Raw genomic sequence first — 22,161 nt, 5'->3', positions numbered from 1 at the left:
CCGAGCCAGCAGCCGAGACGCCGGGTAGGCCCGAACGAAGCGAAGCGGAGTTGAGGGCCGTAGGGTGTGGGCCATCGAGCCCACACCCTCCTTAACAACTTGACTTGGGGCGGAGTGTCGAACAGTTGTTGAGGCCGTCATGGACCAGTTCTCGGCCCACCTCGATCGCGGGTGGGATCTCGTACAGCGTGGGGATACCCGCGGCGCCGAGGCTTCGGCGCGCCGAGCGCTGGAGCTCGATCCCAACTCCCCCGAGGCTCACAACCTCCTCGGTTACGTCGCGGCCCTCGAAGGGGACGGCGAGGAGGCGATCGAGAATTACCGGCAGGCCATCGCCCTCGACGATACGTACCTGGAGGCGATGCTCAACGCCGCCGAGGTCTACATCCACCCGCTCGGCGAGTACGACCAGGCGATCGAGATGTGCGACCAGGCCCTCGATCTCGCCGAGGTCGACGAGGAGATCATCGACGCGCTCCTCCTCAAGTTCGATGCCCTCCTCGCGAAGGGGGACACGGACGAGGCGGCGCGGGTCGTCGAGCGGATTCCGAGCGGGCCTTATGACAACCCGAACCACACGTTCCTCGTCGGGCGCGCGCTTTACGAGATCGGGCAGACGGAGCGGGCCGCGCGGCTCGTGGAAGAGGCGGCGATGAAGGATCCGCGGCACGTCGAGGCGTACTACTACCTCGGGCTCGTACGGGACGAACGCGGCGACATGCGCGGCGCGACGCAGGCTTTTTTGCATGCGCGCGAGCTCGACATCGAGATGGGCCTGCCGCCGTGGGCGCCGGGACGCGAGGCGTTCGCCGGGCTCGCGCAGAAGGCGATCGCCGGGCTGAATCCGGTCCTGCGTCGTTACGTGGACGCGGCCGACGTGTACGTCTCCGATGTCCCCGGCATGGAGCTCGTGGCGGAGGGCGTCGATCCGCGGGCGCTCGTCCTGCTCGATGGGCTCGTCTCCGACGAGCTCTCGCGCGGCGGACGCGCGGACGCGCCTTGTGCGCGGATCTTCGTGTATGCCATCAACGTCGCCCGGCTCGCGGGCAGCGTCGAGGGCATCGAGCGGGAGATCAGCTTGGCGCTCGAACGCGAGATCACCGCGACGTTCCTCGAGGCCGAGCAGGCCGAACGCCCGGAGAGCGAGCTCAACTGACGGGCGGGGATCGTTCGCGATGAATGCCCCCGCCGAGAGGCCCAAGAGGCCCGTTTCCGCCCGAAGGCGCGGCCGCACGGTCGCCGGGGCGATTTATTACGGCATCATCGGCGCCACCTGCCTCGCGGGCACCATCCAGATCTCCGTCCAGGTGTTCTTCACGGACCACCCCCCTTCCCCGTACGGCGGCTGTCACGAGGGGCTCCGGGCCCTCGTCGGGTCCGTCGATCGGGCGCGGGCGGCGGCGCCCGGTACGGACGGCGAGGACGGGGCGATCGCGCGCTTTCGGGCGGCGCTCGAGCCCGAGTGGCAGTACTTCGACGGCGTCTCGACCTCCTGCAAGGGGTCGGCGAAGGACGAAGGCGCTCTCGACGCCATCGAACGGCTCCGCTATGCGGAGGAACATGCAGCGCGGCGGGAGGCTTCGGACCTGGCCCCGCTGCGGCGCCAGGTACAGGAGATCGTGAACACGGATCTCGCCCAGGCCGGCGCACCCCCCAAAGGCCCCTGATATCCAGAGCGGCGACGAATGACAGACCAGAATCCCACCTCCCAGGGCGCGAACGCCTCCGAGGCTCGCACGAGTGATCCCACAGCGGCCGGCCAGGCAGCCGCGACCGCGCCGACCTTCGACGTCCTGCCCCTCTCGGCCGAGCTGCGCGAGACGCTGGCCGAGATCGGCTACGTGAACCCCACGCCGGTGCAGGTCGCCGTGTGGGAGCCCGCGACGCGCGGGCGCGACGCCGTGGTGCAAGCGCGCACCGGCACCGGCAAGACGGCGGCCTTCGGGCTTCCGATCGTCGATCACCTCGTCAAGCGCTCGGCCGCGAACGTGCAGGTCCTGGCGCTCTGCCCCACGCGCGAGCTCGCGCTGCAGGTGACGGCCGAGATCGAGCGGCTCGGCAAGCGCAAGGGCGTGCGTGTCGTGCCCGTGTACGGCGGCGCGCCGATGCCGCGCCAGATCGACGCCATCGCCGCGGGCGCGCAGGTCATCGTGGGCACGCCCGGCCGCGTGCTCGATCACCTGCGCCGCGGCACGCTCGATCCGAAGACCATCCGCCTGCTCGTGCTGGACGAGTGCGACGAGATGCTCTCGATGGGCTTCGAGCGCGAGCTCAGCGCGATCCTCGAGCGTTTGCCCGAGAACCGCCAGACGCTCCTCTTCTCGGCCACCTTGCCGCCCGACATCGAGCGGATGGCGAAGAGCAAGCTCAAGAACCCCGAGTTCGTCACGCTCTCGGGTGATCACATCGGCGCGCTCTCCATCGATCACTTCGTGTACATGGTCGCGGGCGACAAGCTCGGCGCGCTCATCCGCGTGATCGAGGTCGAGAACCCGGAGAGCGCGGTCGTCTTCTGCAACACGCGCGACGAGACCGAGCGCGTGGCGAACGCGCTGCAGCGCCAGGGCTTCGACGCGGACTGGCTCAACGGCGACCTGCCGCAGTCCGATCGCGAGAAGGTCATGAGCGCGACGCGCGAGGGCCGGCTCCGGTTCCTCGTCGCGACGGACGTGGCCGCGCGCGGGATCGACATCTCGCTGCTCACGCACGTCATCAACTACGACTTCCCGCAGGACGCCGAGGCGTACGTCCACCGCACGGGCCGCACCGGGCGCGCGGGCCGCACGGGCACCGCGATCTCGCTCATCGCGCCGCAGGACATCGGCGGGCTCTACCTCGTCCGGCTCACGTACAAGATCCGCCCGATCGAGCGGCAGATCCCGACCGAGGGCGAGCTCAAGACGCGCGCCGAGGCCGACCTCGTCAGCATGCTCGCCGAGGCGTTCGCACCGAAAGGTACGCACCCGGACGATCTCTCCCTCGCGCGGCGCATTCTCTCGCACGACGGTTCCGAGCGGATCCTCGCGGGGCTCTTGCGCGATCACCTGGGCGCGCGGCCCACGGCCAAGGACGAAGCGGCCGCCGCGCGGCGCGCCGGTCCCGCGCCGAAGCGCGTCGAGGCGGCCCCTGCCCCGGCGAAGGCCGAGACGAAGCCCGCGCGCGAGCCGCGTGAAGAGAGGCCGCGCCGCGAGGAGCGTGAGCCGCGTGAAGAGAAGCCGCGCCGCGAAGAGCGCGAGCCGCGCGCGTCGAGCGAAGAGCGCGCGCGCCGCGAGGAGCGCGAGGAGCGGCCGCGTCGGGAGGAGCGTGAAGAGCGCGCCGCCGGCGAGGAGCGTGAGCCGCGGGAGTCGGGTCGTCGTACGCGAGGGCGTCGCGAAGGTCGGCCCGAGATGCCGCGGCCGGTTCGCGCGCGCGGCGGGGAAGAGGTCGCGCCGACGCCCGTCAGCGCGGCTGATCCCTTGCCGCCGCCGAAGGCGCGCGCGGCGGCTCCGGTGCGTCACGCCGACTTCACGAGCTGGCAGCCGCCGGAGGAGGAGGGCGACGACGAGCCGATCCTCGGCGACGCGGCGGTCTCGGGCCCGCGTGACGTGGCGCGCGAGGTCACGCGCGAGATTGGTCCGGACGAGACGGATCCGGGGCGCCCGCAGGAGGGTTCGTCCGGGGACTACGCCGAGGTCTTCGTCAGCGTGGGCCGCCGCGACGGCGTCCGCGCGGCCGACCTCCAGGCGCTCTTGCTCGACCAGATCGGCCTCGACAAGTCCGATGTCAAGCGGATCCGCGTCCGCGAGCGCAACGCGTTCGTCAGCGTCCGGCGCACCGAGCTCTCGCGCGCCGTGGCCGGCTTGTCGGGAGCGACGCTTGCCGGTCGCACCGTGAGCGCCGAACCGGCGCGGGAGCGCGGCGGCGCGGGCGGCGAAATCGACGCGGACGCTGCGGGCGCTGTCGAGCCCTGAGCAAAATTCGCGGCGATCTCCGCCCTTGGTCGACACTCGGGACGCCGGATCACCACCGGCGTCCTGCTCTCCAAATACCCCGCTGGCGGAGCGCGCGCGAAGGTCGTATCCCCTTGGATATGGCGCGGCGCGGATGGGAGGACGAGGTCGGGCGGCTCCGGCAAGAGGTCGACGGCGCGATCGCCGAAGGCCTCGGCGTCGAAGACATCCTCCCTCTGCTCGCGCGCATCACGCGCATCGCCGAGCCGGGCAGCGTGCCGTGGGTCGCGGCGCATCGGCAGCTCGCCGAGCTCGGCGTCGAGCACGACCCTTGGCGCGCGGCGCTCTTTGCTCGCAAGGTCCTCGCGCATGACGGCCGGGACGACGGCGCGTGGGCGGTCATGGGCCTGGCGCAGTCGCTCTTGCGAAACTTTCGGTATGCGGCGCGCGCCTACGAGCGGGCCCTCGCGCTCTCGCCGGACAACCCCTGGTACGCGCACAACCTCGGCCACCTCTACGACGTGGCCCTGGGCCGTCCGCACGACGCGCTCCCCTTGCTCGCGAAGGCCAGCGAGGCGCAGCCCGAGGAGGCGGACATCGCCGCGAGTTACGCGCACGCCCTCGCGCGCTCTGGCAAGCTCGTGGCCGCCAAGCGTGTGCTGAAGCGCGCCATCCGGCGCGGGGCCACGGCCGATCAGATGGCGCTCTGGCGCTGGCTCGACGCAGGCGCGCCGGAGACCGCGGAGGCCTCGGGCCGCGAGCGGCGCGGCAAACCGAAGAAGCAGCGGGCGCGCCAGCGGCCTTCCGCGCGCGACTGACTGCTGCTTCGACCTCGCTTCCTTCTTGTCGTCGCGCGCGTGGTGGTACATCGATGCCCCCATGCGTCCAGGCCGAGCCCGCGTCTCTCTCCTCTTGCCGTTGCTCTCTCTCGTGGCGCTCTCGACCGCCGTCCCGGTCGCGGCGCAACAGCCCGATCCACGTGCGCCGGCCGCGCCACAGGCGCCGGCCGCGCCGCAAGCCCCGGCGACGCCGCCTCCGCTCACGGTCGAGGATCCGCTGCTCGCGGCGATCCCGCCCGCGCCGAAGACGCTGAACACGTGGCGCGAAGCGGTCACGTTGATCGAGACGCGCGCGCCGGATCTGCGCATCGCGGAGGCCGAGGTCGCGCGCGCGGAAGGAGCGAGCCGCGTGGCGCTCGGGCGCGCGCTGCCGACCTTGACGGGGAACGGCTCGTTCACGCACCACATGGTCCGCACGACGCGGGAGTCGGTCTCTTGCAACATCTCTATCCCGGTGGGCGGCGGGCAACCGCTCACCCTCGGCGTGCCCGTGACCTCGGCGGCGGATTGCCCTGGCGGGCCGGCCAGCGCCAGCGTCACGGAGATCGTCACGCCGCCGAGCCCTGTCTTGAACTTGCAGCTCACCGGGCGCGTCCCGATCCTGTCGCTGCGCAACTGGTACGCCATGGGCACGGCGAACCTCGGCGTGGACGCGGCGCGGGCGAGCTTGTCGGATCGGCGGCGGCTCCTGCTCGCCAACATCGCGAGCGCGATCGTGAACATCGTGACGGCGGAGCGCACGAGCGAGATCAACCGAAGTGGACTGCGCACCTCGCTCGAACGACTCGAGCTCACGAAGCGCAGGGCGCGCCTCGGCACGGGCACGCAGCTCGACGTTGTGCGCGCCGAGCAGGACGCGAACCTCGCGCGGAGCCAGATCGTGCAGAGCGACGAGTCCCTCAAGCGCGCGCGTGAAGCGCTCGGCCTCGCGCTCGGCGACACGGTCCCCTACGGCGTGCCGCCGACCATCACGCTCGACGACATCCAGCAGAGCGTGCGCTCCACGTGCAGCGCGGGCAAACCCGAGGATCGCCCCGACGTCATCGCCGCGCGGACCCAGCTCAAGGTGGCCGAGCGTCAGGTGAACGAGTCGCGCCTCGGCTTCCTGCCCACGATGGACGCGACGACGCAGTTGACCTGGACGAACCAGCAGCAGCTCCAGCTCAACATCCCCCGGTACACGTGGACGATCGGCGCCGTTCTCACGGTCCCGATCTACGAGGGCACGCGCTACGGCGAGGTGAAGACCAACCGGGCCGCGGTCGAGAGCCAGAAGGCGCGCGTCGAGGCGGCCGAGCGCCAGGCCCGGCTCGACGTGCAGCAGGCGATGCGTTCCGTCGAGGTGCAGGAGCAGGCCCTTGCGATCTCTGCGAAGGCCCGCGAGCTCGCGCAGGAGACCGCGCGGCTCACGCAGGTCGCGTACGAGGCCGGCACGGCCACGAGCTTCGAGCTTGTCGACTCGGCGCAGCGCCTTCGCCAGGCGGAGCTCGATCTGGCCGTCCGCGAGCTCGAGCTCATCCGGGCCAAGATCTCCGCCCTGCTCTCGGCGGCCGTTTGCGACGGCTGACAGGGGCGCCCGCGGTTTTCCTCTTTGCCCGAGACAGCCGATTCGGATCGCTCCTATCATCGCGTCGCCCGCTCGCAGGGGGGTGCGCGCTCGCGTGACGCGGCGCGACGACGGCTCGTTTTGAAGGAGAATCCGCCATGGCCAACATGCCGCCCTCGGGTGGGGGGTATCCCCCGGGAGGTCCGCCCGGCTATCCGCCGCAAGGCTATCCTCAGCAGGGAGGCGCTTACGGCCCTCCGCAGCAGCCGCAGGCGGGGTATGGCCCGCCGCAGCAGCCCGGGTACGGTCCGCCGCAGCAAGGAGGCTACGACCCGCAGCAGCAGCAGGCCGGGTATGGCCCGCCGCAGCAGCAGCAGGCGGGGTATGGCCCGCCGCAGCAGCCGCAGGCCGGGTATGGTCCGCCGCAACAAGGAGGCTACGACCCGCAGCAGCAGGCGGGGTATGGCCCGCCGCAGCAGCCCGGGTATGGCCCGCAGCCGGGGATGGGTGGACCTCCGATGGGCGGGGATCCGCAGCAGGGATATGGGGGTCCGCCGGGGATGGGGTACGGCCCGCAGCCCGGGATGCCGATGGGCGCGCCGCCGATGGGCGCTCCGATGGGCGCGCCGCCGATGGGCGTTCCGATGGGCGCGCCGCCGATGGGCGCTCCGATGGGCGCGCCGCCGATGGGCGTTCCGATGGGCGCGCCGCCGATGGGCGTTCCGATGGGCGCGCCCATGCCGCAGCACACGCAGGGCGGCGGCTTCCAGATGAACATGCTCAAGGTCGTGGGCATCGGTGTCGCCGTGGTCGTGGGCATCATCGGTCTCGGCGGGTTCGCTTGGTACGGCGCCACGCACCCTTCGGTCCGCATCATCAACGTCACGGGCAAGGACGGCGTGACCGTCACGCTCGACGGTGAGGAGCTCGCCAAGGACCTGAAGAACGCGCCCACGGAGAACGCGGCGGTCGTCGTCACGAAGAACGTGGCGAGCGGCCCCCACAAGCTCGAAGCGAAGGACGCGAGCGGCAAGGTCCTCGAGAGCTTCACCTTCGAGTTCAAGTCGGGCACGAACGGCTACGTCTACGCCCCCGGCCGCACGGCCGACTCGAACACGTGCTTCATCGTCCAGACGGACGAGTACAAGACGATCAACGTCGGGCTCGGCAACAACAACCGCTTCAAGGCCCTCGACCGGACGAAGAACATCTGGGAGCTGCCCACCACGATCGAGTTCTGGTTCCAGGACACGCCCGACAGCGTCGAGATCAAGACGAAGAAGGGCCAATCCTCGAACAAGACCGTCACGAAGCGCGCCCTCCGCCAGGCCGCCTGCGACGACCCCGACTTCATGGATTGATCAAGAGGGGGCCGGCTCGGGCCGGCCCCCTACGCGCGCCGCGCGGGCGGCGCGCTACCCCAGCGTATGGCTGCTGGTTCGGTGGCTGCGCTCCCGGGTTCCGCGTGGCGCGTGTCCGCGGTATAGAGCGCGGACCGATGGAACGACTTGCCAGTTACGTGTCAGGCGCCTGGGTTCACGGCTCCGGCAAGGCCGCCGCGCTCGTCAATCCGACGACCGAAGAGCCGATCGCGGAGGCCAGCACCGAGGGCATCGACTTCGCACGAGCTCTCTCGTTTGCCCGCGACGTCGGCGGCCCTGCGCTCCGCGCCCTCTCGTTCGCGCAGCGCGGCGAGCTGCTCCTCGCCTTGTCCCGCGCCATCCACGCGAACCGCGACGCCCTGATCGAGGTCGCCATCCAGAACGGTGGCAACACCCGCAGCGACGCGAAGTTCGACATCGACGGCGCCTCCGGCACGCTCGCGTATTACGCCGAGCTCGGCAAGCAGCTCGGCGACGCTCGTTTCCTCGTCGACGGCGAGGGCGAGAAGCTCGGCCGGAGCCCTCGTTTCTTCGGCTACCACGTCCTCGTCCCCCGCGCGGGCGTCGCGGTGCACATCAACGCCTTCAACTTCCCCGCCTGGGGCCTCGCCGAGAAGGCCGCTTGCGCGCTGCTCGCCGGCATGCCCGTCGTCTCCAAGCCGGCGACGAGCACCGCGCTCCTCGCGTACCGGATCGCTCGCCTGTTCGTCGATGCGAACATCCTCCCCGCGGGCGCCTTCTCCTTCATCGCGGGCGCGCCCGGCGACATGCTCGATCACCTCGGCGGCCAGGACGTCCTCGCCTTCACCGGCTCCGCGGACACCGGCGCGCGCCTCCGCGCCATGCCTGCCGTCGTGCATGGCTCGGTGCGCCTCAACATCGAGGCCGACAGCCTCAACACGGCTGTCCTCGGGCCCGACGTCGCCTCGGGCTCCGACACGTACCGCATGTTCCTGCGCGAGGTCTCCCGCGACATCACGCAGAAGGCTGGGCAGAAGTGCACCGCCATCCGCCGCATCCTCGTCCCTTCGGCGATCGAGGCCGAGATCAAGGACGAGCTCGTCAGCTTGCTGCGCGACATCAAGGTCGGCGACCCTGCCCTCGAAGGCGTCACCGTCGGCCCGCTCGCGACGGCCGCGCAGCTCCGCGACATCCGCGCCGGCATCCAGAAGCTCTCTGCGGAGGCCTCGATCGTCCTCGGCGAAGGCGCGTTCGAGCGCGTCGGCGCGCAGGACGGTAAGGGCTACTTCGTCCCGCCCACGCTGCTCCACTGCAAGGATCCCGATGCGGCGCGTGACGTCCACCAGCACGAGGTCTTTGGCCCCTGCGCCACGATCGTCCCCTACGACGGCTCCTCGGCTCGCGCGACGGACCTCGTCCGCCGCGGCGGCGGCATGCTCGTCGGCTCGGTGTACAGCGACGATCGGGCCTTCGTCACCGACATGATCTTCGGTTTGTCCCCGTACCACGGTCGCCTGTACTTCGGCAGCGAGAAGATCGCCGACCAGACGCCGGGCCCGGGCACGGTCTTGCCGCAGAGCGTGCACGGCGGCCCTGGCCGCGCGGGCGGCGGCGAGGAGCTCGGCGGACGCCGCGGCCTCGCGTTCTACTCGCACCGCGCGGCGATCCAGGGCGCGCGGCCCATCCTCGAAGCCGCGCTCGATCTGAAGAGCTGACAGCGCCTGCTACGGCGCCGCGTCGTCACAGCTCGGATCGTCCGCCGCTGCGAGATCGAGCGTCCAGACTGCCGTCTCTCCGCCCATCGATCGCCCCACCCCGACCGTCAAAAAATCCCCGTTCACGAGGACCGGCTGCGTCCCTGTGTCCGCGGCCCACTGGTCGAGCGTCGCCGAGGCCACGGCGTTTCCCTTCGCCAGGAGCTCGGCCATCCCGATGCTCCCGTCGCACGCCACGGAGAATCCGGCCTCACAAGCGCGCGTCACCGCCGTGGATCCGTCCGGCCCGATGTCCTTGAGGTAACCCTTGTCCCGCATGTCGTCGCTGTGCGCCGACGCGGACTGGTTCAGCGTCGCGCAGACCTTCAAGATCGGCACGCCTGCCTTCGTGCGCATGTCGTTCAGCCGGCCGACGAGATCGCTCTCGATGGCGTCCAGCGGATTCGCCTGGCTCACGCTGTCGGCGTACTCGACCGTCGAGCAACCCAGCGTCCATGGGGCGAGGCCGAGCGCTGCGAGGACGGGCAGGATGGGCCAAACGGACCCGCGGAACGAAGCCAAGCGGCACATTTTCACCATGCGGGGCATCTTATCGCGATAGGCTGCCGGATGTTCCCGTTCGTATGAGCACCGCCGCGGCCCTCATCGGAAGCACCCTGGCAGGTCGGTTCCGGATCACCTCGTTCCTCGGCGAGGGAGCCATGGCGACCGTGTACCGCGGCGTGCAGGACGCCGACCCGCGCGAGGTCGCGGTCAAGGTCATGCACCCGGAGCTCGCGCGCGACACCACGTTCGCCAAGCGCTTCCGCCGCGAGGCCAAGGCCGCCTCGCGCTTGAACCACCGGAACACCGTCCAGATCATCGATTACGGCGTCGACGGGAACGTCGCCTACATCGCGATGGAGCTGCTCCAGGGCCGCGATCTCTTCGAGATCCTCTCGATCGAGCGGCGCCTGTCCGAGGCGAGGGCCGCGCGGATCTTGATGGAGGTCTGCGACGTGCTCACGGTCGCGCACGAGCAGGGCGTCGTGCACCGCGACTTGAAGCCCGAGAACATCATGATCCTCGGCCAGCCCGACGCCGCCGGCCGCGAGCGCATCAAGGTCCTCGACTTCGGCATCGCCAAGATCCTCGACAAGGAGCTCAAGGAGCCGAAGGAGGGGGAAAGCGCAGACGCGGCGCCCATCAGCGCCGCGCCGAGCTCCGCGATCACCACCGTCGGCGTCATCGTCGGCACGCCCGAGTACATGTCGCCCGAGCAGTGCCGCGGCGAGTCCGTCGACCCGCGCAGCGACATCTACGCGTGCGGCGTGCTCCTCTATCAGCTCGTCACCGGCCAGATCCCCTTCAGCGGCGACTCCATCATCGACATCGCCTTGAAGCACATCCGCCAGCCGCCGCCGCGGCCGAGCCACGCCACGCCCTTCATGCACAAGGGGCTCGAGGCGATCATCCTCACGGCGCTCGAAAAGTGGCCCGCGCAGCGGCAGCAGAACGCTGCCGAGCTCAAGGCCGCGCTCGAAAAGGTCCTGCCGGAGCTACGCACCACGCCGCATCGGCTCGGCGGCACCGCGCGCGACGAGGCCGGGCCGCTTCCTCCCTCGCGCCGCAACATCGCGGAGGTCCCGGTCGAGTCGGTCCGCGTCGCGCACGCCACGATCCCCGAGCAATCGACGCTCCCCTCCGAGCAGCTCACGGTCAAGCGCAAGGCCCTCAAGCCCATCGCCCCGGCCGACGCCGATCACGACACCGATCCCGAGGGCGGCAAGACCTCGAAGGAAGGCGTCATCATCCGCGTCCCGGCTGACGCCGAGCCCGTCCTCGGCTCCTCGCCCACGATCCCCGCCGCGCCGTCGGTCACGGACACGCTCGCGACGGGCCGCGAGCCTCCGCCGGGCGCGAAAAAGCCCTCGTCGCCGAAGCCGCCGATGGTCGTGACCGTGAAGGCCGACGACCGGACGAAAAAGCCCGCGGCGGCCCCGCTCGCCACCGACAAACCTCGCGCGGCGTCACGCAAGAAGAAGGGCGGCACGAGCTTCTGGCTCCTCGTCCCGATCGCGGTCCTCGTGGGGATCACGGTGGGCGCCGTCGTGTTTTTTCTGACGCAGTGAACGCCTCGACGTCGGCCCCATGTCGGGCTTCGACAGCGACAAACTCGATCGCGCGTCCTTCCCCGACGGCTGCCACGCCTCGAACTTCCTCGTGAGGCCTGCACGATTCTCTGACGCGCTCTTTACGCGCTGCGTTCTTCCTGGATACACTGGAGACAGTGGCTGAAGAACCGCACCCGTCGAGCCTCTTCTCCGGGTACCCGAGCGCGCCCGGCACCTACGACGAGCTGCTCGAACCGGGCGGGCACCTGCGCCTCCCCTTTCGACGCGCGCTCGCTCCCCTCGCCTCCACCTCGCCCGACGCGATCACGCGCTGGCAGGGCCTCGCCGAACGCGCCCTCCTCAACCAGGGCGTGACCTTCTCCGTCTACGCGGACTCGCGCGGCACCGAGAAGATCTTCCCGTTTTGCCTCATCCCGCGCCTCGTCTCGGCCGAGGATTTTTCCCACGTCGAGCGCGGCCTCGAGCAGCGCGTGCGCGCGCTCGGCATGTTCCTCGACGACGTCTACGGCGAGCAGCGCATCCTCGCCGAAGACCCGCTCCTCCGCGACCTCGTCCTCGGCGCCAAGCACCACCTGCCGATGCTGCGGGGCCTCCGTCCGCCGGGCGGCGTGCGCATCCACGTCGCGGGCATCGACCTCGTGCGTGGCCCTGACGGCGTCTTCCGCGTCCTCGAAGACAACCTCCGCACGCCCTCCGGCGTCTCGTACGTCCTCGAAAACCGCATCGTCTCGAAGCGCGTCTTGCCGAAGGTTTTTGAAGAGGCCCGCGTGCATCCGGTGGAGCACTACCCTGCGCGCCTCTCCGAGGTCTTGCGTTCGGTCTCCCCTGCCCCGCACGACGACACGCACGCCGTCGTGCTCACGCCTGGCCCTTACAACTCCGCGTACTTCGAGCACAGCTTCCTCGCCCGCACGATGGGCCTCGAGCTCGTCGAGCCCGCGGACCTCTACGTCGACGACGATCGCGTCTTCCTCCGCACCACGCGCGGACCACGCCGTGTGCATGTCATCTACCGCCGCATCGACGACGCCTTCCTCGACCCCGAGGCCTTCCGCCCCGACAGCCTCCTCGGCGTCCGCGGCCTCGTCCGCGCCTACGCGAAGGGCAACATCGCGCTCGCGAACGCCCTCGGCAACGGCGTCGCCGACGACAAGGCCGTCTACGCCTTCGTGCCGCAGATGATCCGCTTCTACCTCGCCGAGGAGCCGATCCTCGCCCAGGTCCACACCTTCGTCTGCGCCCGCGACGAGGATCTCCGATACGTCAGAGACCACCTCGATCGATTGGTGGTCAAATCGGTCGACGAGGCAGGCGGCTACGGCATGCTCATGGGCCCCACCGCCTCGGCCGCCGAGCGCGACGCGTTCCGCCGCCGCATCGAGGCCGATCCGCGCCGCTTCATCGCGCAGGAGCGCCTCGAGCTGAGCACCTGCCCGACGAGGGACAGCGCGACGGGCGCGCTCGTGCCACGCCGCGTCGACCTCCGCCCGTACGTCCTCACCTCGCCCGCGGGCCCGTGGGTCTTGCCCGGCGGCCTCTCGCGCGTCGCGCTCGTGCCGGGATCGTACGTCGTCAACTCGAGCCAGGGCGGCGGCTCGAAAGATACGTGGGTGCTCAAAGCAAGAGATTCGGGGAGGAACGACCCATGATCGCCCGCGTCGCCGACCACTGCTTCTGGCTCGGTCGTTACCTCGAACGCGTCGACTGCACCGCGCGTGTCCTCCACGTGACGCTGCACCTCTCGCTCGACGCCGAGCTCGGCCCCCGGCAGTGCTGGCTGCCCGTCGTGATCGTCTCCGGCGAGCGCGAAGCCTTCTTCGCCAAGCACGGCGAGGAAGCCGCGGCCGACGGCGAGCTCGTCCAGAGCTACATGACCTGGGACGAGCAGAACTCCGTCTCGCTCGTCCGCTCGATCGCCGCGGCGCGCGACAACGCCCGCTCGATCCGCGAGGTCGTGAGCCTCGAAGTCTGGGAGACGCTGAACGAGCTCTACCTCTGGTCGCAGAGCCCCGCCGCGCGCGACGAGTACGCGACGAACCGTTACGCCTTCTACCGGACCATCCGCCGCGCCATCGAGCTTTGCCGGGGCCTCTTGCAGAGCACGATGCTCCACGACGACCCGCTCGACTTCCTCTCGCTCGGCCTCTTGCTCGAACGCGCCGGCCACTCGGCCCGCATCGTCGACGTGCACCACCACGCGCTCAGCAAGAACGAGGCGCGCCTCGAGGTCGTCGAGACCGGCGTCTGGCTCTCGATCCTGCGCTCGTGCTCCGGCAAGGAGCCTTTCATGAAGCGACACCAGGGCCGCGTGACGGGCCCCGCGGTCGCCGCGTTCCTGATCCTCGAACCCCTCTTCCCCCGCTCCGTCCGGCACGCCGTCGCCGAGGCCCACGCCCGGCTCCTCTCGATCCGTCCCGCAGGCGCGCGTGATCTCCCCGGCGAGCGCACCCTCGCCCGCCTTGGTGCGCTCGACGCGTGGCTCGCGTCGCAGACGCCCGAGACGATCCTGCCGATCCACGACCTCGCGACGTACGTCGTCTCGGAGACGGCCGGCATCTGCGAGGAGATCGGCCGCGAGCTGCTCGGCTACGGGGGCGGTTCCGCCGTATCCTGACCGCATGCCGAACCTCCTCGCCATGTCGTTCGAGGGCGAGCTCGCGCCTTGTTTCGACCTGCGCTGCCTCCACCCGGGCTCGACGCGCCCGCCCGATGGCTGGGGCCTCGGCTACTACCCGGGCGGTGAGCCCAGCGCCTCCGTCCTCAAGGAGCCCGCGCCCCCGCACGGATCCATCCGCAGCGAGCTCGTCAAAGCCTGGGAGCACCTCGAAGCCTCGCTCTTCGTCCTCCACATCCGCACCGCCACGTGGGGCGCGATCAGCGACGCCAACACCCAGCCCTTCTGCCGCAGCTACGCCGGCCGTGACTGGCTCTTTTCCCACAGCGGCAGCCTCCGCCACCGCCTCGAACGTTCGAACACCAAAGGCCTCTTCGAACCCACCGGCTCCACCGACAGCGAGCTCGTGTTCTGCGAGCTCCTCGCCTTCTTCGCGCAGAACGGCTGGCGCAGCATCGGCGACGCCGATCCCTCCGCCGTCCGCGCCTTCTTCGAGCGCATGGCCGAACACGGCAGCATGAGCTCCGTCCTCACCGACGGCCGTGATCTCCTCGCCTACGCCGACGCCCACGGCGAGGGACGCCTGCACCTCGGCACCGTCCGCCCGCCCTACGAAAAACTCGTCCTCGAAGACGCCGATCTCCTCCTCGATTTCGGCCGTCGCGGTGTGAGCGCGCAGAAGGGCGTCCTCGTCGCCTCGAACCCCCTCGAAGGCACCGGCGCCACCTGGCAGGCCATGTCCCCGGGGCAGCTCCTCGTCGTGCGGCAAGGCGCCCTCCTCGTCGACATGCCGCCCGGCGCCGCCCCTGCTCCGCGCGCCGCCGGCCGCGAGCTCCAGCGCCCCGCGCCCGCCGAGCCGCGCCGCTTGTCCATCGTCCACCGCACCTCGTACCACTACGACAAACCCGTCGGGCGCAGCTCGCATCTCCTCCGCCTCACGCCGATCCACGACCGCCTGCAGACGCTCCACGGCTCCACCATCACGCTCTCCGTCGACGGCAAGCAGCGCGACTACGACGACGTCTTCGGCAACCGTGCGCGAAAGATCGTGATCGAGCAGAGCTACACCGAGCTCGTGATCGAGGCGCGCTCCGAGGTCAGCCTGCTCGACACCGAGCCCTTCGGCCTGCGCCCCTTCCACGCGCGCAGCACCATCCCGCTCGTGTGGATGCCCTGGCAGCGGCAGGTTTTGCAGCCCTACCTCCTGCCGCCCGAGCTACCCGAGAGCCAGCTCGAAGTCCTCGCCCGCTACGCGATGACCTTCGTCGAGCGCAACGACTACGACCTCGTCGACACGCTCATCGACCTGAACCAGACGATCCACCGCGACTACCTCTACCAGAAGGGATCGACGAGCCTCTCGACGACGCCCTACGAGGTCTACACGCGGCGCACCGGCGTCTGTCAGGACTTCGCGAACCTCTTCATCTGCCTCGCCCGCCTGCTCAGCGTCCCGGCGCGTTACGTCTGCGGCTACCTTTATACGGGCCCGAAACAACCGAACCACGTCATGGCCGAGGAGTCACACGCCTGGGTGCAGGTCTACCTGCCCGAGGTCGGCTGGAAAGGCTTCGACCCCACGAGCGGCGTCGTCACGCAGACCGATCACGTGCGCCTCGCCGTCGGCCGCAACTACGTCGACGCGACCCCCACCTCGGGCACGATCTACGTGAGCGGCGTCCGCGAGACGCTCGACGTCGCCGTCCACGTCACGCCCGTCGACTAACCAGCGACCGGAAACATCAGCCGCAGCCGCGTCCCGCGCCCCGGCGCGCTCTCCACGTCGATCCGCCCGCCGTGCGCCGACACGATGCTCTCGCTGAGCGAGAGCCCCGCCTCCGCGCCCGGCTCCGCGCCGCGCCCGCTCCCGGACACCTCCAAGCAGACCATGTCCTCGCCCGCGGGCGCGAGCACGACACGCACCTCGTTCGCCTTCGGATCGCCCTCGGGCAGCGCGCGCACCGTCCGCAGCAAGACGTCCACGAGCGCGAGCGCGACGCGCGCCGGCTCCCCCGCGACGAGCGGCACATCGGCCACCTCGGACGAGAGCCGCGCGCGCGTCTCGATCGCGCCGCTCGTGAGCAGCACCGCGGCCTCCACCACGCGCTTGATGTTCGTCCGCGCCGGCGTCCCCCGCGACGCCTCGCCGAGGATCCGCATGTCGCGCACGATCGTCGCGATCCGCTTCGCCCCGCTCGCGGCCTCCTCGAGCGCCTTCGCCACGTCCGCGCTCTTCGTCGCGCCGAGCGCCTCGGCCACGAACTTGATGTTGCCGATCAAGTACGAGAGCGGATTGTTGATCTCGTGCGACACCCCCGCGGAGAGCGCCGCCGCCGTGGCGAGCCGCGCCTCGGCCTCGCGTTGCCGCTGCTCGGTGATGTCGCGCAAGACCGACACGAGCAGCCGCTCCTCCTTGCGCACCGCGAGCAGCGCCCGCTTCTCGGCGAGCACACGCCGCGAGCCATCGGGCGCCGTCAGCGTCACCTCGCGCTCGTCCCCCGTCTGCGGCCACCGATCCGGCCTCCCGCCCTTCGGCGCAGGCTTGAGCGCATCCGCCGACTGCCCCAGGACCTCCTCGCGCGATCGCCCGAGCAGCGCGCAGAAAGCGCGGTTCGCGATGGTGATCCGCCCCGTGTCGTCCTCGACGGACAGCGGATCGGGGATCGCATCGATCACCGCGAGCCGCGCCTCGGCCTCGAGCTTCTCCTGCTCGGCGTGGATCATCTGCGTGATGTCACGCGAGACCGTGACGAGCTCCTCGATCACGTCGGTGCGAGGATCCCGCACGGGCCGGCTGATCGTCTCCAGCCACGCGTACTCGCCATCCTTGCGTTGCAGCCGGATGATTGCGCCCGCGACCTGCGCGCCCGCGTCGAGCGCGCCGAGCGCCTCGAGCAGCTTCGAGACATCCGACGGATGCAGGATGTCGAGGATGCTCGACCCGAGCAGCTCATCGGGCTCGTAGCCGAGGACGGTGCGACAAGCCGGCGAGATGTAGAGCCGGACGCCGCCGGGCGAGAAGCGCGCGAGGATCTCGGTCGAGCTCTCCGCGAGGTGCCGAAACCGCTGCTCGCTGCGCTCGGCATGCCGAAGAGCATCCCCGAGCATCGCGGCCCGCACCGCATCCTTCTTCCGCTGCGCGACACGCCGAAAGAGCAGCCCCACGCGCGACGTGAACAGGCTCTCGTTGCCCGGCCAGAGCATGAAATCATCGACGCCCTCGTCGCAGAGCACCTCGACGTGCTCGGGCGTCGCGGCCAGCGCGAGGACGACGGGCCCGCCGTCCGCGGCGCTCCGGAGCGCACGACAAGCGGCCATGATCGAAGCGAAGTCCTGCTCGTCCTCGGACGAGACGAGCACGGCGATCCCGGTCCCCGCGCTCGAAGCCGCCGCGACCTCCAAGGCAGGAACGACGGTCACGTCACTGCACTGATCCCGAAGCAACCGTTCGATCGGCTGCGGATCAGCCTTGGAAGAACCGACGAGCAAAGCCTTCATACGCGAAAACCCCGCCCATCCTGCCACACTTTTGGGGAGGGTGTCGCCCTCGATGGGGCGACACCCTACGGCCCTCACTTCACTGCGTTTCGTTCGGGCCTACCCGGCGGTATGGCTGCTGGCTCGCTGGGCAGGGTTGCGAGGGGGTTGGGGGCGTCGTGTTGGGAGGGGTGGGCGTTTTTCGGGGTCAGGGGGCGGTTTGGCGGCTGGCTCGTTCGGCGAGAGCGGCGACGACTTGACGGATCGCATCCGTGCCGGAGGTGGCGGGGATCACGTAATCGTCGGTTGTGTCCGGGAATCGTTGTCTGTCGTCGATTCGCAGCCCTGCGAGCTCACCGCTCCAGCCTGCGATCTCCACCGCCACGACGATTCGATCGTGGATCCAGCCCATGGCGATTTCGGAGAGCGTGCCCGCGCCCCCGCCAACGGCGACGATGGCATCCGCGTGCGCGACGAGCGCATTCCGCAAATGCCCGAGCCCGGTCGGAATCGCGATATCGACGTACGTATTGGCAGCACGCGGGTCGTGCCCCGGAAGGATCCCCACGGTATCCCCCTCCCGATACCGACTCGACGCCCGCGCGCCCCGACAAGCCGCCTCCATGACGCCCCCGAGGCCGCCCGTGAGGACCCGAAAGCCCACCTCGACAGCCGCACGACCGGCCTCGAAAGCAGCTTCATACGCAGGAGACCCAGGGAGCGCGGTGCCGTCACCGATGATGGCAAGGAGGGGGCGGGGCATGGTCAAAACCCGTGCGTTTCGAGGTAGCAGCCGCACATCGAGGAAAAGGGTGCGTCCGGCTGCGCGAAGCTACGCAAGAGCGAAAGCTCTTCGCTCGTCAGCGTCTTCCGGCCGGACTCTATCATCCTGTCCTTGATGGCGTCGACGACCTTGAGCAGCGATTGGAGCCGCCGGATGCGCTTGAGGTCCAGAGTTTCACGGCTCAGGCCGTATTTCTGGATTGTCCGGAGTCCCGTTGCAGACTCGTTTTTCGCACGGATGATCTCGTCGTCGAACGCCAGGTGTTCCTCGGGGCGAACGCCTTCGCGGCATGGATCGACGCAATCGTGGGGAGGAATATGCCGCGCCCGGTTCCACTTCCCCTTGTGCTTCTGGAGCACTTCGGGCTCCGCGGCGCGCTTGATCGCGATCAAGAGGCCTTCTCACGCAGCGCGGCGAGCCGCTCGTTGATGTCGAGGTACGAGAAGTAGTCGGGGTTTCGCCTCTTCAGCTCCGCCTCGATCTCTCGCCTTCGTTCCTCGTCCCCCGTCTCCACGGCCTGCTTCCGCACCTCGATGAGCTCCGTCATGTCCGGCCCGAAGGGCTGCGTCTCTTCGAAGGCCGAGGAGAGCAGGATCTCCTCGATGGGCTTGTTCTCGTAGTGCCGGGACTCGTCCTCGACGACGCAGGTCTTGCGGTCGCGATCATACCGGCAGACGAAGACCTTCGCGCCCGGGACCGAGGCCACGATGAAGGGCGAGTGCGTGGTGGCGATGATTTGCAGATTGGGGAAGATGCGAAGCACGTCGCGCAGGAAACGCTTTTGCCAGCGCGGATGCAGGTGGTTCTCGGCCTCGTCGATGAGGAGGAGGCCCGGCGTCTTGCAGAGGTCCTCGGCGTGGGTCTCGCGGAGGACGTGGACCGCGTACATCTTGCCGAGTAGCGAGATGAGGTGCTGGACCAGGTAGGCGTTGCCGCTGCTCAGGTTGGCGAGGGGGACGAGCTGGCCGCTCTGGCGGACCATGGGGGTGAAGTCGCGGCGGGCGACATGGCTGAGCTCGCCATCGAGCAGGCTGACGCGAAAGATGTAGCGCATCGTCTCGTAGAGGAGATCGCCATCCGCTTTCTCCTTGGGATCATCGCTGCTGCGCAGGTAATCGAAGTGGCAGATCAGCTCGGTAACGGTGGCGTTGCGCTGAATTCCGTTCAATGACCCAATGAGAAAGCTTTTGGGGTCTTGTCGTGCGAGTTGCTGAATGGCGAACCCGTCGCTTGGCTGAGATGAGCGCCAAAAGTCGACGACCCAATTCGGGGCCGGACGGTTGCCGTTAACTTGTGTAGGGAGGTGCGCTAAGTCGGCGTCGTTTGTATGAAGGGCAAAGTGTTGCGGACCCACCATGACCTGGGTCGTGGAGGTGACGACTCGTCGACGCTCCTCCGCGGTGACGGTCATCCCTAGCCGAAATGGTATTCCCGGTCGAGTGAGCGAGCGTTCGAGCGCCGCGTAGCCCATACCGTACAACCCGCGTATCGCATCCACAAGGATCGTCTTCCCCGTCCCATTCTCGCCGGTGATGATCGCTACCGGCACCTCCCCCTCCTCGCCCGTCAAAAACTCGAGCTTGGCATCATCGAAGGGGCCGATGTTCTGCAGGGACAGGTCGAACAGTCGCATGGCGCTCCGCCTGGGAGCCTAGCACCCTGCCGGGTCGTCCTGGCAAGCATGCGGCGCGCCAGCTTCCACCCGTCTCCGGTTGTCAACCGATGTGTGGTCACACACCGGATCCGTTGCGTGCGGGGCGCAAACGGAGGTCTGAACGACCGGAAGAGTGTCGTCGCCCGGTCCAAAGAGCCGAAAGGACGCCCCGAACCCCGTCTGCACGCGTTGCAAACGCCGATCGGAGCGCCCCGAACCCCGCCTGCACGCGTTGCAAGCGCCGATCGGAGCGCCCCGAAACCCGCCTGCAAGCGTTGCAAGCGCCGAGCGGAACGCCCCGAACCCCGCCTGCAAGCGTTGCAAACACCGATCGGAACGCCCCGAAACCCGTCTGCAAGCGTTGCAAGCACCACTCGGACCGTTCGGATCAGCCTTTGCACGCGTTGCAAGCGCCTCCTGGCGCGTCTGAACGCCGCTTGGCCGCCTACGCCGTGTCCCGCCCCACGGTCCAGGCCAGCGCCCGCTCCCGGAGCCCCCGCAAGAACACGTCCTTCGCCTGCGAATACGACGAAAACATCGTCGCCCCGGCCTCCACGGCCTCCCGCTTGTGCCGCGCGTACGCCTCCACCTCCGCCGGATGGCTCCGCAGATAATCGCGCACCGCGAGATTCGTCTCCCAGAACGGCCCCCCGTACGCCGTCACCGCCACGTTGAAATGCGGCGGCGTCCCACGTTTTCGCAGGTAGATCCGCTCGGCAACGAAGATCTGGCCAAAGTCCTCGTACCCGATCGCGACGAGCTTCGCGACGTGCGGCTTCGCTTCCTGTAAATCGGCCACGCCGACCAGGATGTCGACGATCGGCTTCGACACGAGCCCCGGCACCGCCGCGCTCCCGAACGGCTCGATCGCCCGCACGACCGGCCCGAGCGCCGCCCGCACCCGCAGAGATTCCGCCTCGTAGTCGAGGGGCCAGCGCGGATCGTAGGCGACGATCGAGATCGGCTCGTCGATGTCCCCGCGCATGGCCCCTCCCCTCTTTTGGCTACCCCTTCGCCGGCGGCGCGGCCGGCACGAGCCCGACCTTCTTGTACACCTTCGACAAGGTCTTCCACGCCCGCGCCCGCGCCTTCTCCGCGCCTCGCGCGAGGATCTGCTCGAGCCCGGCCTTGTCTGCCATGACCTCTTGATAGCGCTTCTGGAACGGCTCCAGCGTCGCCACCACCACGTCGGCGACCTCCGACTTCAGATCGCCGTATCCCTTCCCTGCGAAATGCGCCTCCACCGCCTCCACCGGCTGGCCCGTCAGCGCCGCTTGAATGGTCAGGAGGTTCGACACGCCCGGCTTCTTCTCGACGTCGTAGCGGATCTCCGTCTCCGAGTCCGTCACCGCGCGCTTGAACTTCCGGCGAATCACGTCCGGCGTATCGAGCACCGCGATGTAGTTGTCCGGGTTCGGATCGCTCTTCGACATCTTCTTCGTCGGTTCCTGCAGGCTCATGATCCGCGCGCCGACCTTGGGCACGAAGATGTCCGGCGTCACGAACGTCTCCGAATATCGATGGTTGAAGCGCTGCGCCACGTCCCGCGCGAGCTCGAGGTGCTGCTTCTGATCGGCCCCGACCGGCACCAGGTTCGCCTGGTAGATCAGGATGTCCGCCGCCATCAAGACCGGGTACGTGAACAGACCCGCATTGATGTTCTCCTCGTGCCGGGCCGACTTGTCCTTGAATTGCGTCATGCGCGACAGCTCGCCCGTGTACGTCATCGTCCCGAGCACCCACGCGAGCTCGGCGTGCTGCGGCACGTGCGATTGAATCACGATCGTCGACGCGTCCGGATCGATCCCGCACGCAATGTATTGCGCTGCGAACGACAGGCAGCGGTTCCGGAGCTCTGCCGGCACCTGCGTCACCGTCAGCGCGTGCAGATCGACGACCAGGAAGATGCAGTCGTACTGCTGCTGCAGCTCGACCCAGTTCTTCAGGGCGCCCACGTAGTTGCCGAGCGCGAGCTGGCCGCTCGGCTGGATCCCCGACAAGATGACTGGCTTCTTGGGCTGCTGGGTCGACTCGCTCACGCGTGCCCTTTATCGCCGGCTGCCCCGCGCGTCAACCCCTCGCCGTCCCGCTTATCCGGCGATCCCGCCATTCGCCCTTGCTCCCTGCGGGTGGCCCCTCTACCCTC

The 22,161-nt window shown here is 69.4% G+C and carries 18 protein-coding genes; 11 read left to right on the top strand and 7 right to left on the bottom strand.

All coding sequences use genetic code 11. The annotated features are described in order from the left end of the window. Positions 1 to 139: 139 nt before the first annotated feature. From QHF85_RS12305 to QHF85_RS12275, 7 genes are all read left to right on the top strand, one after another. Positions 140 to 1,156, top strand: coding sequence for a tetratricopeptide repeat protein (locus tag QHF85_RS12305; RefSeq protein WP_281327333.1), 1,017 nt, complete (start codon positions 140 to 142; stop codon positions 1,154 to 1,156). Positions 1,157 to 1,175: 19 nt separating this feature from the next. Beyond that, positions 1,176 to 1,667 carry a hypothetical protein gene (locus QHF85_RS12300; RefSeq protein WP_281327332.1) on the top strand — a complete coding sequence of 164 codons (492 nt, stop codon included), beginning with the start codon at positions 1,176 to 1,178 and terminating at the stop codon, positions 1,665 to 1,667. Positions 1,668 to 1,685: 18 nt separating this feature from the next. Further along, positions 1,686 to 3,950 carry a DEAD/DEAH box helicase gene (locus QHF85_RS12295; RefSeq protein ID WP_281327331.1) on the top strand — a complete coding sequence of 755 codons (2,265 nt, stop codon included), beginning with the start codon at positions 1,686 to 1,688 and terminating at the stop codon, positions 3,948 to 3,950. A 119-nt stretch (positions 3,951 to 4,069) separates the two neighbouring features. Next, positions 4,070 to 4,747 (top strand): tetratricopeptide repeat protein, encoded by a 678-nt coding sequence (locus tag QHF85_RS12290; RefSeq protein WP_348652730.1) that lies wholly within the window; start codon positions 4,070 to 4,072, stop codon positions 4,745 to 4,747. Between the two features lie 61 nt (positions 4,748 to 4,808). Next, positions 4,809 to 6,335 carry a TolC family protein gene (locus tag QHF85_RS12285; RefSeq protein WP_281327329.1) on the top strand — a complete coding sequence of 509 codons (1,527 nt, stop codon included), beginning with the start codon at positions 4,809 to 4,811 and terminating at the stop codon, positions 6,333 to 6,335. A 137-nt stretch (positions 6,336 to 6,472) separates the two neighbouring features. After that, the gene (locus tag QHF85_RS12280; protein WP_281327328.1) at positions 6,473 to 7,675 is read left to right on the top strand and encodes a hypothetical protein; all 1,203 of its coding nucleotides are present in this window, start codon (positions 6,473 to 6,475) and stop codon (positions 7,673 to 7,675) included. Positions 7,676 to 7,812: 137 nt separating this feature from the next. Then, positions 7,813 to 9,372 (top strand): 3,4-dehydroadipyl-CoA semialdehyde dehydrogenase, encoded by a 1,560-nt coding sequence (locus QHF85_RS12275; RefSeq protein ID WP_281327327.1) that lies wholly within the window; start codon positions 7,813 to 7,815, stop codon positions 9,370 to 9,372. A gap of 9 nt (positions 9,373 to 9,381) precedes the next feature. On the opposite strand, the gene QHF85_RS12270 is transcribed toward QHF85_RS12275, so the two are convergent. After that, complete coding sequence (locus tag QHF85_RS12270) at positions 9,382 to 9,951, bottom strand: CAP domain-containing protein (protein WP_281327326.1); 570 nt, start codon at positions 9,949 to 9,951, stop codon at positions 9,382 to 9,384. Between the two features lie 44 nt (positions 9,952 to 9,995). Between QHF85_RS12270 and QHF85_RS12265 the strand changes: the two genes are divergently transcribed. The 4 genes from QHF85_RS12265 (at position 9,996) to QHF85_RS12250 (ending at position 15,826) form a co-directional block, all read left to right on the top strand. After that, positions 9,996 to 11,483, top strand: a complete 1,488-nt coding sequence (locus QHF85_RS12265; RefSeq protein WP_281327325.1) for a protein kinase — start codon at positions 9,996 to 9,998, stop codon at positions 11,481 to 11,483. A gap of 158 nt (positions 11,484 to 11,641) precedes the next feature. After that, positions 11,642 to 13,135, top strand: coding sequence for a circularly permuted type 2 ATP-grasp protein (locus QHF85_RS12260; protein WP_281327324.1), 1,494 nt, complete (start codon positions 11,642 to 11,644; stop codon positions 13,133 to 13,135). Beyond that, positions 13,132 to 14,100, top strand: coding sequence for an alpha-E domain-containing protein (locus QHF85_RS12255; RefSeq protein WP_281327323.1), 969 nt, complete (start codon positions 13,132 to 13,134; stop codon positions 14,098 to 14,100). Before QHF85_RS12260 ends, QHF85_RS12255 begins: the two co-directional genes overlap by 4 nt. Positions 14,101 to 14,104: 4 nt before the next feature. Then, complete coding sequence (locus QHF85_RS12250) at positions 14,105 to 15,826, top strand: class II glutamine amidotransferase (RefSeq protein WP_281327322.1); 1,722 nt, start codon at positions 14,105 to 14,107, stop codon at positions 15,824 to 15,826. Here the strand turns inward: QHF85_RS12250 and QHF85_RS12245 are convergent. The 6 genes from QHF85_RS12245 to trpS form a co-directional block, all read right to left on the bottom strand. Beyond that, positions 15,823 to 17,520 carry a PAS domain-containing sensor histidine kinase gene (locus QHF85_RS12245; RefSeq protein ID WP_281327321.1) on the bottom strand — a complete coding sequence of 566 codons (1,698 nt, stop codon included), beginning with the start codon at positions 17,518 to 17,520 and terminating at the stop codon, positions 15,823 to 15,825. The genes QHF85_RS12250 and QHF85_RS12245 overlap by 4 nt on opposite strands. A 265-nt stretch (positions 17,521 to 17,785) precedes the next feature. Further along, complete coding sequence (locus QHF85_RS12240; RefSeq protein ID WP_281327320.1) at positions 17,786 to 18,340, bottom strand: LOG family protein; 555 nt, start codon at positions 18,338 to 18,340, stop codon at positions 17,786 to 17,788. 2 nt (positions 18,341 to 18,342) lie between these two features. Continuing rightward, positions 18,343 to 18,753 (bottom strand): hypothetical protein, encoded by a 411-nt coding sequence (locus QHF85_RS12235; protein ID WP_281327319.1) that lies wholly within the window; start codon positions 18,751 to 18,753, stop codon positions 18,343 to 18,345. Then, entirely contained in the window at positions 18,750 to 19,994 is a 1,245-nt protein-coding gene (locus tag QHF85_RS12230) for an AAA family ATPase (RefSeq protein WP_281327318.1), read from the bottom strand. The genes QHF85_RS12235 and QHF85_RS12230 overlap by 4 nt, the downstream gene beginning before the upstream one ends. Positions 19,995 to 20,460: 466 nt before the next feature. Further along, positions 20,461 to 21,000 (bottom strand): GrpB family protein, encoded by a 540-nt coding sequence (locus tag QHF85_RS12225; protein ID WP_281327317.1) that lies wholly within the window; start codon positions 20,998 to 21,000, stop codon positions 20,461 to 20,463. Between the two features lie 19 nt (positions 21,001 to 21,019). Beyond that, complete coding sequence (gene trpS, locus QHF85_RS12220; protein ID WP_281327316.1) at positions 21,020 to 22,054, bottom strand: tryptophan--tRNA ligase; 1,035 nt, start codon at positions 22,052 to 22,054, stop codon at positions 21,020 to 21,022. Positions 22,055 to 22,161 lie beyond the last annotated feature (107 nt).

The organism is Polyangium sp. 6x1 (assembly GCF_029946515.1).
Classification (GTDB): Bacteria; Myxococcota_A; Polyangia; order Polyangiales; family Polyangiaceae; genus Polyangium.
Note: the sequence above shows the minus strand (reverse complement) of the source record. Positions and strands in the feature narration are given on the sequence as shown.

Coding starts and splice junctions, on each gene's coding strand:
- QHF85_RS12305 (WP_281327333.1), top strand. CDS start 140: ATGGACCAGTTCTCGGCCCACCTCGATCGCGGGTGGGATCTCGTACAG.
- QHF85_RS12300 (WP_281327332.1), top strand. CDS start 1,176: ATGAATGCCCCCGCCGAGAGGCCCAAGAGGCCCGTTTCCGCCCGAAGG.
- QHF85_RS12295 (WP_281327331.1), top strand. CDS start 1,686: ATGACAGACCAGAATCCCACCTCCCAGGGCGCGAACGCCTCCGAGGCT.
- QHF85_RS12290 (WP_348652730.1), top strand. CDS start 4,070: ATGGCGCGGCGCGGATGGGAGGACGAGGTCGGGCGGCTCCGGCAAGAG.
- QHF85_RS12285 (WP_281327329.1), top strand. CDS start 4,809: ATGCGTCCAGGCCGAGCCCGCGTCTCTCTCCTCTTGCCGTTGCTCTCT.
- QHF85_RS12280 (WP_281327328.1), top strand. CDS start 6,473: ATGGCCAACATGCCGCCCTCGGGTGGGGGGTATCCCCCGGGAGGTCCG.
- QHF85_RS12275 (WP_281327327.1), top strand. CDS start 7,813: ATGGAACGACTTGCCAGTTACGTGTCAGGCGCCTGGGTTCACGGCTCC.
- QHF85_RS12270 (WP_281327326.1), bottom strand. CDS start 9,951: ATGGTGAAAATGTGCCGCTTGGCTTCGTTCCGCGGGTCCGTTTGGCCC.
- QHF85_RS12265 (WP_281327325.1), top strand. CDS start 9,996: ATGAGCACCGCCGCGGCCCTCATCGGAAGCACCCTGGCAGGTCGGTTC.
- QHF85_RS12255 (WP_281327323.1), top strand. CDS start 13,132: ATGATCGCCCGCGTCGCCGACCACTGCTTCTGGCTCGGTCGTTACCTC.
- QHF85_RS12250 (WP_281327322.1), top strand. CDS start 14,105: ATGCCGAACCTCCTCGCCATGTCGTTCGAGGGCGAGCTCGCGCCTTGT.
- QHF85_RS12240 (WP_281327320.1), bottom strand. CDS start 18,340: ATGCCCCGCCCCCTCCTTGCCATCATCGGTGACGGCACCGCGCTCCCT.
- QHF85_RS12230 (WP_281327318.1), bottom strand. CDS start 19,994: ATGCGACTGTTCGACCTGTCCCTGCAGAACATCGGCCCCTTCGATGAT.
- QHF85_RS12225 (WP_281327317.1), bottom strand. CDS start 21,000: ATGCGCGGGGACATCGACGAGCCGATCTCGATCGTCGCCTACGATCCG.